This window comes from Christiangramia sabulilitoris, from assembly GCF_007050985.1.
In the GTDB taxonomy this organism is placed as follows: Bacteria; Bacteroidota; Bacteroidia; order Flavobacteriales; family Flavobacteriaceae; genus Christiangramia; species Christiangramia sabulilitoris.
On sequence record NZ_VHSF01000002.1, the window covers coordinates 463,411 to 476,947 of the forward strand.

Annotated in this window: 11 protein-coding genes; 5 read left to right on the forward strand and 6 right to left on the reverse strand. The window is 39.3% G+C overall.

The window, feature by feature from the left end; all coding sequences use genetic code 11:
- Nucleotides 1-80: 80 nt before the first annotated feature.
- Nucleotides 81-2,954, reverse strand: a complete 2,874-nt coding sequence (locus FGM01_RS08615; RefSeq protein ID WP_143410768.1) for a TonB-dependent receptor — start codon at nucleotides 2,952-2,954, stop codon at nucleotides 81-83.
- Nucleotides 2,955-3,237: 283 nt separating this feature from the next.
- Between FGM01_RS08615 and pepT the strand changes: the two genes are divergently transcribed.
- Together pepT and FGM01_RS08625 are read left to right on the forward strand one after the other, a co-directional pair.
- Entirely contained in the window at nucleotides 3,238-4,479 is a 1,242-nt protein-coding gene (gene pepT / locus FGM01_RS08620) for a peptidase T (protein ID WP_143410769.1), read from the forward strand.
- 22 nt (nucleotides 4,480-4,501) lie between these two features.
- The gene (locus FGM01_RS08625; protein ID WP_143410770.1) at nucleotides 4,502-5,095 is read left to right on the forward strand and encodes a YdeI/OmpD-associated family protein; all 594 of its coding nucleotides are present in this window, start codon (nucleotides 4,502-4,504) and stop codon (nucleotides 5,093-5,095) included.
- Between the two features lie 53 nt (nucleotides 5,096-5,148).
- Here the strand turns inward: FGM01_RS08625 and yajC are convergent, their stop codons facing one another.
- The 4 genes from yajC to FGM01_RS08645 form a co-directional block, all read right to left on the reverse strand.
- Entirely contained in the window at nucleotides 5,149-5,442 is a 294-nt protein-coding gene (yajC, locus tag FGM01_RS08630; protein ID WP_143410771.1) for a preprotein translocase subunit YajC, read from the reverse strand.
- Nucleotides 5,443-5,450: 8 nt separating this feature from the next.
- Entirely contained in the window at nucleotides 5,451-5,909 is a 459-nt protein-coding gene (locus tag FGM01_RS08635) for a DUF1573 domain-containing protein (protein ID WP_143410772.1), read from the reverse strand.
- A gap of 53 nt (nucleotides 5,910-5,962) precedes the next feature.
- Nucleotides 5,963-6,907, reverse strand: coding sequence for a transcription antitermination factor NusB (gene nusB, locus FGM01_RS08640; protein WP_143410773.1), 945 nt, complete (start codon nucleotides 6,905-6,907; stop codon nucleotides 5,963-5,965).
- 83 nt (nucleotides 6,908-6,990) lie between these two features.
- Nucleotides 6,991-8,094, reverse strand: coding sequence for a Glu/Leu/Phe/Val family dehydrogenase (locus FGM01_RS08645; protein ID WP_143410774.1), 1,104 nt, complete (start codon nucleotides 8,092-8,094; stop codon nucleotides 6,991-6,993).
- A 133-nt stretch (nucleotides 8,095-8,227) separates the two neighbouring features.
- Between FGM01_RS08645 and FGM01_RS08650 the strand changes: the two genes are divergently transcribed.
- The 3 genes from FGM01_RS08650 (at nucleotide 8,228) to FGM01_RS08660 (ending at nucleotide 13,039) form a co-directional block, all read left to right on the forward strand.
- On the forward strand, nucleotides 8,228-9,985 hold the full coding sequence (locus FGM01_RS08650; RefSeq protein ID WP_143410775.1) for an ABC transporter ATP-binding protein: 1,758 nt from the start codon (nucleotides 8,228-8,230) through the stop codon (nucleotides 9,983-9,985).
- A 75-nt stretch (nucleotides 9,986-10,060) separates the two neighbouring features.
- Complete coding sequence (locus FGM01_RS08655; protein ID WP_143410776.1) at nucleotides 10,061-10,444, forward strand: PUR family DNA/RNA-binding protein; 384 nt, start codon at nucleotides 10,061-10,063, stop codon at nucleotides 10,442-10,444.
- Between the two features lie 81 nt (nucleotides 10,445-10,525).
- Nucleotides 10,526-13,039 carry a M14 family zinc carboxypeptidase gene (locus tag FGM01_RS08660; protein WP_143410777.1) on the forward strand — a complete coding sequence of 838 codons (2,514 nt, stop codon included), beginning with the start codon at nucleotides 10,526-10,528 and terminating at the stop codon, nucleotides 13,037-13,039.
- A gap of 100 nt (nucleotides 13,040-13,139) precedes the next feature.
- Here the strand turns inward: FGM01_RS08660 and FGM01_RS08665 are convergent, their stop codons facing one another.
- A complete protein-coding gene (locus FGM01_RS08665; protein ID WP_143410778.1) occupies nucleotides 13,140-13,478 on the reverse strand; it encodes a tRNA-binding protein in 339 nt (112 codons plus the stop codon).
- Nucleotides 13,479-13,537 lie beyond the last annotated feature (59 nt).

A 13,537-nucleotide genomic window follows, 5' to 3' on the forward strand; every position in this document is an offset into this window, starting at 1 on the left:
CATTATCTATTTCGAAATGGATTTAGGCAAAAACAAAAAAAGCAGCCTTTCAGCTGCATTTTGTTTAATTATGTTTTATTCTATTTAAGATTAATACTCAGCCTGGCGAAAAGAAAACGTCCACCAATCCCAAATTGCTGAGCTCTTCTGGACCAATCGAATCTTCCGGTACTACGATTGTTAAATTCCTCTTCTGCCCTATCTGGATAAATATCAAAAATATTATTAGCCCCTAAGGTCAACGTCAGAGCATCTGAAGCACGATAGCCTACGGAAAGATCTGTTACTACTTTAGAACCATAGACCTGTTGATTAGCTGGGTTTGTAACCGCCTCAGTAACTTCCCCAAAATAGACGTTCCTAAGGAAAACATTGAAATCCCCAGCAGTAAGGTTATTGGTGAGATTAACTTTTGTTCTTGGCACCGCTTCTTCCAAATAAACCCTGCTATCTTGCGGGAAATATGTATCTACAAGGCCGGCTCTTTCCAATACATCTGAAGAATTGATATCACCCACTTTTTTGGTTTTGGAGAATGTTGCTGCCAGATCTGATTTCAGACTTAAATCATCATTAAAAATTGCGCTATGAGTTAAAACCATATCCAGTCCTTTAGATTCGGTATCTATCGCATTGGCAAAGAAAGACGCTGCCGTAGCATTGGCCTGGGCAAGTAAATTATCCAATTCTGTACCCGTCCCCGGTCCTTCGAACTGGCCGGTATATACAATACGATCGTCTATGGCCACAAAATAACCATCTACCGTAAGAGAAAGGTTAGCATCTGGAACTCTGGCGGTAAAACCAAGACTAATACTTCTGGAAGTTTCTTCTTTAAGCTCAGGGATTCCCAGTAATTCTGCTGCTCGGCTATCATTGGAGAAAGTTCCCACTTCCTGAGGATTTCCCTGGTTATCGAAAATCGTAGAGGTTGAATTAAAATATAGCTGGTGCAGAGAGGGCGCCCTGAAACCGGTATTTGCCGCTCCACGTATATTGATATTATCGGTTAGTTTATATCTCGAAGACAACTTGAAATTCAGCGTCGACCCAAAATCTGAATAATCCTCAAATCTTGTAGCAAAGGTTGCCAGGAATCTTTCGCTAAAATCTACTTCCATATCAAAATAACCGGCAATACTACTTCGCTCCCGGGATAATTCATTTTTTGGACTAAATCCCGGGAATACCTGAGATCCACCAGGCCTGGCCCCTCCAAAGAAATCCCTGGCAGGATCCTGATCTGACCTAATCACTACATCTCCATTCTGGGTATACTGCTCGTAAGAAGCACGTTCTCCCGCAACAATTTCGTAATTTTCAAACCTGTGTTCTGCTCCAAAAGCAATATTCATCCCCAGGAATACTTCATCATAAAACCTGCTGATGTCCAGGTTCGTGGTATTTTGAAGAAAAGAGAATCCACCAGCATCAAAAGATGTTGGGCTTGCACGCTGTAAAGAGGCATTAGAAGTATTAGATATAAAATACTGAAATTCGTTCTCGCCCCAGGTATTACTGAAATCAACCGTCCAGTCGCTAATTTCTCCTCTAACTCCCACTGCAATAGATTTATCCTTGATCTTGGAATTAATTTCAGGTAAAAATCCATTAATATAAATTGGAGTATAAGTTCTGCTCTGATTTGGCAAACGATAGAATCCGGCAGAATTTCCTCTTCGCGAACTCATACCTGCAAAAGAATAAAGCTCTGTACCTGCATCATCCAGGGGAAGGCTCATATTCGCGAAGAATCGTCCACCTCTCAAAGCAGATTGCCCAACCCGCATATTAAAATCTGTTCGGTCAAGACCTCTGAAATCAAGTTCATCCTCGGTAACGTCGAGACTCAAAAGCTGCTGTAAAGCCGCCCTGTCTGGAGCATTGCTTATATCATTTTGAAAATCACTACTAAAATAAGACACATCCTGGGCAAAATCCTTGATCTGCTCATCTGTAAGTGAGGCTATGTTAGCTCCCTGGTTCGCGGCTCGCAATTCGATCGCATTGTATGCATTGAAAATTGAACCTTCCCACTCTTTCATCCGGTTATAATCTTCCCTGTAATCAAAGTCACCGGCAAAAGTTACAAAACCACCTTTTTCCCCTAGATTGATACCATAGCTGGCAGCAACATTCACGGTCTCACCATCTACACCTCCGGTTTGTTCATTAGCATTTTCAGAGAAATTCGCGCCGGTGGTAACATTAAAACTCAATTCGTTGGTTTGATCTACTAATACGATATTAATCACCCCGGCAATTGCATCAGATCCATACTGGGCAGCGGCTCCATCACGAAGCACTTCTATCCTTTTAATTGCTGAAGCGGGAATCGCATTTAAATCTGTACCCACACTACCTCGTCCAAAAGTTCCGTTTACATTTACGAGCGATGAATTATGTCTTCTTTTCCCGTTGATCAAAACCAGAACCTGATCTGGTCCCAGACCTCTTAGGGAAGCCGGGTCGATATGATCTGTACCATCAGAAATTGTTTGAGTATTAGAAGTAAATGATGGTGCAACATAATTAAGCATCTGGTTAAGATTTACCTGCGGCACCGCCATTTGCATTTCCTGAACGTCGAGTACATCGATGGGAACGGTAGATTCCACCACTGTTCTGCTGGGACGCCTGGAACCTACAAGTACTACTTCTCCTAATGCCATCCCTGAAACCATCGTCACATTGATTTCGTCCTGGTCTATTAAAACCTCGCGGGCATCATATCCCACGAAAGTAAAGACAAGAGTTTCACCCAATTCAGCCTGAACAGAATAGGAACCATCCATATCTGTACTTGTACCTCTGTTCGTATCTTTTACTGCCACGGTCACTCCAAATAAGGGTTCAGAGTTCTCGTCCACTACAATTCCACTAATGGTTTGTACCTGCCCCTGGGCTACCCAACAAAAGAAAAACGATAAGATTAAAACGTAATAATTTCTCATAATTTAATTGGTTTGTTTTCTTAAATATAGAATATTTTTTTTTAGAAATATTCAACACCTGCTTAACTACCAGCGATTTACAACCAATTCACTTACTTTTAATACCCGTTTTTTTGAAAAATTGAAAGAAGTCATGCAGTCATTTTTCAGCTACTTTTTATTTACATTTTCAAGATTAGAATCAGTTTTAAGAAAGTTTAAGGAAAAGTAATACATGCTTAATTTATCTTTGTTTGTATAATGAATCAGGGCTTTAACCTGTCTATTTTAATATTACTACAGCATGATCAATAAAGAGCGACTTATCAGTAAATTCATTAGTTATGTAAAGATCGACACTCAGAGTGATCCTTACAGCAATTCAACTCCCAGCACTGAAAAACAATGGGATCTGGCCAAAAAACTGGTAGATGAATTAAAGGAGATAGGTTTACAGGAGGTAACTATAGATGAAAATGCCTACGTGATGGCCACTCTTCCCGCGAATGTTCCACATAAAGTGCCGGTAATAGGCTTTGTATCCCATTTTGACACTACTCCAGATTTTACAGGCACCAATGTAAATCCTCAGATCATTGAAAATTATGATGGTAAGGATATAATTCTGAACAAAGAAAAAAATATCATCCTGTCTCCAGAATATTTTGAGGATCTGGAGCAATATAAAGGACAGACCTTGATTACCACAGATGGTACCACCTTACTCGGGGCAGATGACAAGGCAGGGATAACCGAGATCATGATGGCCATGGAATATCTAGTTGATAATCCTGAAATTCCGCATGGCAAAATCAGGATCTGTTTTACTCCAGATGAAGAAATAGGAAGAGGAGCACATAAATTCGACGTGGAAAAGTTCGGCGCTGAATGGGCATATACCATGGATGGGAGCCAGATAGGCGAACTGGAGTATGAAAATTTCAATGCCGCCCAGGCAATCGTTAAAGTTGAAGGTAAAAGCGTTCATCCGGGTTATGCAAAAGACAAAATGGTAAATAGTATGTATATCGCCCAGGATTTTATTAATTCCTTACCGCGTTTGGAAACTCCTGAGCACACTGAAGGAAGACAGGGATTCTTTCATTTGAGCAATATTAAAGGTGATGTAGAGGAGACCGTAATGGAATATATAATCCGCGATCATGATAAAATGCACTTTGAAGCCAGAAAGCAAATGATGCGCGACCTGGTAAGCGATATCTGCTCCCAGTATGAACGTGACTGCATTAGCATAGAAATAAAGGATCAATACTATAACATGAAAGAAAAAGTAGAGCCGGTTATGCATATCGTAGACCTGGCAAAAAGAGCTATGGAGGCAGTGCATGTTGATCCTATTATTAAACCTATACGTGGGGGTACAGATGGAGCTCAGCTTAGTTTTATGGGATTACCATGTCCTAATATTTTCGCAGGAGGCCATAATTTTCATGGAAAATATGAATATGTCCCGGTCGAAAGCATGCTAAAAGCAACAGAAGTAATTATTAAATTAGCTGAACTTACTGCTAAAGAATATGAATAATTTATAATCAAATTGTCATAAGATGCCTGTTAAAACCATAGAAGAATATATTTCTTGCCACTCATACTGGGAAGATGAGTTGAAACAGCTGCACGAGATGATGCTCACTACAGAGTTAGAGCCTGCAATAAAGTGGGGAGCTCCGGTCTATACCATAGATGGTAAAAATGTGGTTGGAATTGGAGCTTTTAAAAACCATTTCGGCATCTGGTTCTTCAACGGGGCATTACTGAAGAAAAATACCGCCCTGCTTATTAATGCTCAGGAAAATAAAACCAAAGCATTAAGGCAAATTAAATTTACAAAGGGCGATATTATTGACTTTTCTGTACTCCTCCCATATATAAAGGAGGCGATTAAAAACCAGAAAGAAGGCAGGGAAATCAAACCTGAAAAGCAAAAAGAGCTGATTGTACCCCGGGAGCTCATGGATGCATTTAGCCAGGATCCTGAATTAAAATCCAGTTTCAATGCATTAACTCCGGGGAAGCAAAGGGAATATGCCAATCATATTTCTGAAGCTAAACGGGACTCTACCAAAGCAAGCCGGATATCCAGGATCTCCCCGATGATCAAAAAGGGAGTGGGACTCCATGACAAGTACAAAAACTGTTAAATAAAAAAAGCAGCTGTTTCCAGCTGCTTTTTTCTATTCCAAAGAATTGTTATTTACTTCTTTTCCTTTACAGGTTCATTAAGTTTCTTACTCATCTCCATTGAAATTGAAGAACGGTCGAAAGTGATTTTTCCTGCTCCGGTTTCAATTATCACCGAATTATTTTTTTCGCTGAAATCTACAATCTTACCATGCATACCACTTTTGGTAATGATCCGATCTCCTTTTTTAAGCTCGGCGGCAAAATTCTTTTCCTGTTTCGCTTTTTTCATCTGCGGGCGTATCATAAAAAAATACACCACCACAAACATTAAAATAATTGGTGCAAACTGCGTTAATTGATCCATATATGCTTTTAGCTAGCGTTTTCGTCAGCTTCTACGAAAGCTTTGATTTTGATTTGTTCTTTTCCTGATTCTGTATTAGCAGAAACAGTAACTGTTTTAGTCACCTGTCCATTTCCAGAGCCATTAAACTTTACTAACATTTCACCAGACTCACCCGGCGCGATAGTTTCATTTTTTGGATAAGTTGGCACAGTACATCCACATGAACTTGATGCATTTGTAATAACTAAAGGAGCATCTCCCGTATTTGTAAATTTAAATACATGCTCTACATTAGTTCCTTTGGCAATATTACCAAAATCGAATTCAGATTCTTCAAAAGTAATCTCTGGATAAACAACTTCCTTGGCATCACGCTCTGCAGAAGCCTCTACATTTTCAGCTTTTACCTTATCTGAAGCATTATCTTTACATCCGGTGAACAGCATTGCTCCTACTGCTGCAAACATTAAAATTGTTTTTTTCATGGTGAAGTTTTTTTGTTAAATTTCTAATTGATAAAAATAATAAAAATTCTTAACTACATAAGACCCCTTCCGGTTTTATTTAGCTTATCCTCTGTTTGATATTCCTTAGACAATTTATCCAGCACACCGTTAATGAAAATGCTGCTTTTTGGAGTGCTATATTCTTTGGCAATTTCAAGGTATTCGTTAATGGTAACTTTTACCGGAATGCTCGGGAACTTCAAAAATTCACAAATCGCCATTTTAATAAGTACCATATCAACTTCTGCGATCCTGTCCTTATCCCAATTTGGAGTTTTCCCCAGCATTTCCTCTGCAAGATCATCATCATTCAGATATGTCTTTCTGAATAATTTGATCGCAAATTCTTTATCCTCCTCGTTCTTAAAAAGTTGTGTGATCCTTTTTTCTCTCCCGGTAGATTCTTTTAGCTTCTGAAGAAACTTAAGAATAGCGGTATTTACCAAAGGAAGATCATCCAGCCAGGTAAGCTTTTTATCTTCCAGGTATTCGTAAAGCTTATCGTTTGGAGCGATTATCTCCTTAAATATATGGATGATAAATTTTTTCTCATCATTAAAACTGGTTTCCCTGGTCTCCATGTATTCCTGGTACGCCGCACTATTCCTTAATTCATTCCAAATGATCGCAACATATTCATCATCCTGTTTCCAGTGATTAATTTTATGTTTTTCCAGGGCTTCCTGGATACTTTCATTTTCATTAAGGATCTGAAAGACCTGATTATCCACAAATTTGCGGTTGGGATCTTTTTCTTCAGTGGTAGCTAAGTGTTTTTGCTGAGATTTTTCCAGATAGGATTCTGCGTGTTCTCTTAATTCGGTAATAAGACTTATTTGAAGCAGAAACAGATCATACATTTCCTGCATACTTTTGAGCAGGAATTTTTCTTCTGTAGCAAGGTTATCATTCTGGCTTTGGCTAAAGGCATAAAGCGACTGCATTACTTTAACCCTGATATGTCTTCTTGTCAACATAATTGTAAAAGAACTTTTAGAAATTAGAAAGGGCGAAAGCATTCCGCTTTCGCCCTGCAAAAATATCAATAAATTAGAACTGACTAATTTAAATTTTGATTTTTTCTGTCCTCAATTCTTTGCTTCGCGATTTGCAGAGCAGCAAAGTGAGTAGTTATATCATCCTTAGCAGCTTTCTCAAGGATCCTAAGCGTGGTATTATAAATATTTTCGGTTTTTCGCATGATCTCCTGCCTGTCATAATTTTCAAGCTCAGCGTAAACATTAATGATCCCACCGGCATTGATCAGGAAATCTGGAGCATATACGATTCCTTTTTTCTGAAGGAATTCCCCGTGAGAAACCTCATCTGCCAGCTGGTTATTGGCAGCACCGGCGATGATATCTACATTAAGTCTCTGGATCGTATTATCATTTATAGTGGCTCCTAGAGCACAGGGAGCATAAATATCCATATCTGCACCATAGATATCGCTACCTGTAAAAATATGAGCTCCATATTTTTTACTTACCTCCTGCAGACGCTCCTCGTTGATATCTGTAATAAATACCTCGGCTCCATCTCCCGTTAGATATTCTACCAGGGTTTCTCCAACATGACCAATTCCCTGTACCAGTACCTTCTTACCTTCAAGATCATCTGTCCCATATTTGAACTTTGCTGAAGCTTTTAGTCCCATAAAAACACCATAAGCTGTAATAGGAGAAGGATTTCCCGATCCACCTTTAGATTCTGAAATTCCGGTTACAAACGGAGTCACTTCCCTTACCGTATCCATATCTGCCGTTTCCATTCCTACATCTTCAGCAGTAATATATTTACCCCCTAAAGAATGTACAAATTCACCAAACCTTCTCATGAGTGCCGGAGTCTTATCTTTCTTAGCATCGCCAATAATCACCGCTTTTCCTCCACCAAGATTTAATCCTGTAATAGCACTTTTGAATGTCATTCCCCTGGAAAGACGCAAAACATCGTTTACCGCCTCCCATTCACTGGTATAATTCCACATTCTGGTTCCACCCAAAGCAGGTCCCAAAACAGTATTATGAATACCAATAATTGCCTTTAAACCTGTATCTTTGTCGTTGCAAAAAACGATTTGCTCGTGCTCGTCAAACGACACCTGCCCGAATACCGGAGCAGACTTTTTTAGTTCTTTTGCATTTAGAACGTCAACTTGCATAATTTGTTGATTTTTAAATTTTTCAGATTTTGAATTTGATCAAAAATCCACTGCGAAAATAATAATATTTTAAAAAGCAGGGATTTAAAACGTGTTAAATTACATTATCCTCAATAATACCAAATTATCCTGAATGAAAAACCTTCAGCATCTCAATAAGTATTTTTATAAGTATAAGTGGAAACTGCTCATAGGGCTGGTAATTACCATCGCTGCAAGAATCTTTGCTATCTACTATATTCCATTAATTGGAAAAAGTACCGTAATCATAGAAAAGTATATCAATGGAAAGGTCGATGATATTTCTGTGGTAAAAAGTGAACTGGCCTACAATATCATGCTGATCATTGGAACCACCCTCATCGCTGCCTTCCTTACTTTTCTTATGAGACAAACGTTTATTGTGGTTTCCAGACATATGGAATATGATCTGAAAAATGAAGTTTTTCAGCATTACCAGGATCTGTCGCTTAATTTCTATAAAAAGAACCGTACCGGGGATTTAATGAACCGTATAAGTGAGGATGTTTCCAAAGTTAGATTATACCTGGGACCGGCCATTATGTATAGCGTTACTACTTTCACCTCCACCGTAGTGGTTCTTATTTTTATGATCCAGGCTGCGCCTAAGCTTACACTTTATACGGTCATCCCTTTGCCAATTCTGGCGTTTTCAATATACAAACTAAGTGTGGCCATCCACCAGCGCAGTACTGTGGTGCAGCAATACCTTTCTAAACTAAATACCTTCACCCAGGAAAGTTTTAGCGGGATCGCGGTTATTAAATCTTATGGTATCGAACCACAAACCAATTCCAACTTTACCGATCTTTCCAACGGAAGCCGGGATAAGAATATAGATCTGGTCAAGGTACAGGCTTTCTTTTTCCCACTCATGGTTTTATTAATAGGAATAAGCAATATCATTGTTATCTATTTTGGTGGCAGGCAGGTGATCTCGGGTCAGATAGAAAATATTGACGTACTGGTGGAATTTATTCTCTATGTGAATATGTTAACCTGGCCGGTGGCTTCGATAGGCTGGGTGACTTCTCTGGTTCAGCAGGCTGAAGCTTCCCAGGAAAGGATCAATGAATTCCTGAGTGAAAAACCGGAAATTACCAGCCCAAAAGCTGAACCTGATGAAATTAATGGTAGCATAGAATTCAGGAATGTAAGTTTTACTTATGATGACACGAATATCACGGCCTTAAAAAACGTTTCATTCAAAGTTAAAAAAGGAGAAACTCTTGCTATAATTGGAAAGACCGGCTCAGGTAAATCTACAATCCTGGAGCTGATAGGAAGACTTTATGATGTGGATACTGGTGAAATCCTTATTGATGATCGCAGGATCGACCAGCTGAACCTGGAAAGCTTAAGAGAGAGTATTGGATACGTACCTCAGGATGCCTTCTTATTTAGCGATAGCATCAGGAATAATATAAAATTTGGTAAAACTGAGGCCTCAGAAGAAGAGATCATTAGGGCTGCCAAAAATGCCTCGGTCCATAAAAATATAATGGGCTTTAGTAAAGGCTATGATACTGTACTTGGGGAAAGGGGAATTACCCTTTCTGGAGGACAAAAACAACGTGTTTCTATAGCCAGGGCCATTATTCACGATCCCGAGATCCTGTTATTTGACGATTGCCTTTCTGCGGTTGATACAGAAACCGAAGAGGAAATTCTGAATAATCTGTTCGAGATTACGAAAAACAAAACCACCATTATCGTAAGTCACCGTATTTCTTCCGCGAAAAATGCTGACAGAATAATCATTCTTGAAGACGGCGAAATAGTGCAGGAAGGATCACATGAACAGCTTCTCAATACCAAGGGATATTACAAAGAACTGTATGCAAAACAGCTAAATGAAAAAGAAATGTGAAAATTTTTTGTTAGATGTTAAAAATTTTTAGATTTTTGGTCTCAACAATAACAAACCATTAAAGAATCTATTTATATGAGCGACAAGGGAATGATGGAGAAAGAAGAAATATTCTCTAAAGTTTTAAGAGCGGGAAGAAGAACTTACTTTTTTGATGTAAGGTCTACCCGGGCTGATGATTATTACCTTACTATTACCGAAAGTAAAAAGTTTACGAATGATGACGGCTCTTTCTACTACAAGAAACACAAAATTTACCTTTATAAAGAGGATTTTGATGGTTTTAGAGAGATCCTTGAAGAGATGACAAATTTTATCATCAACGAAAAAGGTGAAGAGGTAATCAGCGAGCGTCATCAAAAAGATTTCAAAAAGGAATATGATGAGGAAGAAACTGAAAGTACTTCCAAAGCTACTCCTGCGGAGAAATTTACAGATGTAAGTTTCGACGATATATAAAACATTACAATCTGCAGTTTAAAAACCGTCCCCAAAAAGGACGGTTTTTTTTATCTTAGGCTTCTCAAAAAAATCATACGAATGCGAATTATTTTATGCTACCTGTTCTTGCTTTCATTTTCAGTTTTACAGGCCCAGGAAGATGATCTATCCCTGGATTACTACCTACCCTCAGACGTAACCTATAACCCGGAAATTCCAAAACCACAGGAAGTGGTTGGCTTTGTCCCGGGAGAATGGCACGTTAGCCATGATCGCCTGTTAATGTATATGTACAGGTTAGCAGATGCCTCTCCAAGAATCAATATCGAGAACAGAGGCTTTACATATGAAGGCAGACCACTGGTGCTGCTTACCGTCTCTTCAGAAAAAAACCTTGAGAACATTGAAGAGATTAGAAAACAACATATTTCCCTGGTCACAGAGAAGGCAGATGATCTCGATATTGACAATATGCCGGTAGTCCTGAATCAGGGCTTTTCCATTCATGGAAATGAGCCAAGTGGATCTAATGCTGCATTGCTTTATGCCTATTACCTTGCTGCAGCCCAGGGTGAAAAGATAGACAAGATGCTGGATAAAACCGTGATTTTACTTGATCCTTCTTTTAACCCCGACGGCCTGCAAAGATTTGCCTACTGGGCGAACACCAATAAAAGCACAAATATTAATCCAGATCCTCAGGATAGGGAATATAGTGAGATATGGCCAGGAGGAAGGACTAACCATTACTGGTTCGACATGAACCGGGACTGGCTGCCGGTGCAGTTACCGGAATCACAGGCACGAATTGCAACATTCCATAACTGGTATCCCAACATTCTAACAGATCATCACGAAATGGGGTCAAATTCCACTTTTTTCTTTCAACCCGGAATACCTTCCAGGACCCATCCTTTAACCCCGCAGATGAACCAGGACCTTACCAGGGAAATTGGTACCTATCATGCAGATGCACTGGATGAAATAGGTTCACTTTATTATACAGAGGAGAACTATGATGATTTTTATTACGGTAAAGGATCTACTTTTCCGGATATCAACGGTAGTGTAGGTATACTTTTTGAACAGGGCAGTTCGCGTGGTCATGCCCAGGAAACGGAAAATGGCCTGCTTACCTTTCCTTTTACGATAAGAAACCAGTTTACAGCTGCTCTTTCCACCCTGGAAGCTTCACAGAAAATGCGTAAGGATCTTTTGAAGTATCAGCGTAATTTCTTTAAGGACGCAAGAAATTCAGCACCTAAAGGCGCCTATGCTTTTGGAAGTTCCCAGGATCCCGTAAGTGCTTATAAACTGGCAGAAATCCTTAACAGACATAAGATCGAAGTTTATAAACCAAAGGATGACTTTAGTTCAAATGGTGAAAATTTTGCACCAGGCTCCTCTTATATTGTGCCAAAGAACCAGAGACAATACAAGTTACTTAAGGCGATGTTCGAGAAGCGAACAGAGTTTCGGGACAGTCTTTTTTATGATATTTCAGCATGGACCTTTCCCCTGGCCTTTAATCTTGATTTTGCAGAAGATGTTTCCATGAAGCTTGCCGGGAATAAGATTGAAGATCTGCAAATGCCTTCCCCTGAATTACCGGAAGAAAGTGATTATGCTTACCTGCTGAACTGGAACAACTATATGGCCCCAAAAGCATTGAATAAGATCCTTGAAAAAGATCTTAGAGCTAAAGTAGCCATGGAACAGTTCACTATAGAGGGCTCTACTTATGGGCATGGTACAATTATGATCCCGGTCCAGAATCAAAAACTCGATAGAAAAGAACTGCACGAATTTCTAAAAAACGTTTCTAAAGAAACAAGTGTGGAAATTTCTGCCATCCAGACCGGTATGACCAGGGGTATTAACCTGGGAAGTAACCAGTTTAGGGGGATCAAACCTCAAAATGTGGCCCTGATCGTGGGTGAATCTATCACGCCTTATGATGCGGGAGAGATCTGGCATCTATTTGATCAGCGTTATGATATGAAGATCACCAAGCTGGATATTAAAGACCTGCACAATACAGATCTTAGAAAATATACAGACATCATTCTGCCCAATTCCGGTAGTGACCTCACCAAGAAGCATATCGCGCAATTAAAGGAATGGACTAAGGATGGAGGAACCATTATTGCATACAGAAGTGCAGTGAACCTATTAAAAAAGAATGATTTCATCGATTTTAAGATCAGGAAGAACGAGCTAACGGCAGAAAATATAAGCTTTGGAGATCGAAGAGATTTCAGAGGGGCTCAGGGAATTGGAGGAGCCATATTTGAGGTAGAACTGGATCGTACCCATCCTATTGCCTTTGGATATGATGACGACAAAATAGCCATATTCAGGAATACTACCATTTTTATGGAAGCCGATGAACAAAGTTATAATAACCCTGTAAAATACAGTTCAAAGCCACTTCTAAGCGGGTATATAAGCAAACCGAATCTTGACTCTATTGCCAGTACAGTTCCCTTCAAACACAAAAGCCTGGGAAAAGGTGAAGTAATGTTATTTACCGATAACACCAACTTCAGAGCCTTCTGGTATGGCACGAATAAGCTACTTATGAATGCAATCTTCTTTGGGGATGAAATGTAGTTTGAACTCAAAATGAGAATTAAAAACAGGTCCGGAAATTTATCCGGACTTTGTTTTTTTATATTATCAACGGTCTGATAAATGAAAAGATGCTTTGATCTTAGCCTATCAGGGAGCCGTTGGGCATTTTTTGATCTGGTGAAAGCAATACCACGTCTTTATTGTCTCCCAGAACTCCCAGCACAAGACATTCACTTTTAAAGCCTGCGATCCTTTTAACCGGGAAATTAACCACGGCTACGATTTGTCTTCCAGGTAATTCTTCCAGGGTATACCTTCTGGTTATCTGTGCCGAGGATCTTTTCTCTCCTATCTCCTCCCCAAAATCTATCTGAAGTTTATATGCGGGATTTCTGGCATCAGGAAATGGTTCAGCAGATTTAATTGTTCCTATTCTCATTTCCACTTTCTCGAAATCTTTCCAATCGATATGACTCATATTTCAATTTTAAGATCTTCAAATTAGCCAATATTCAGCATTAATATTTAATTTTAAAG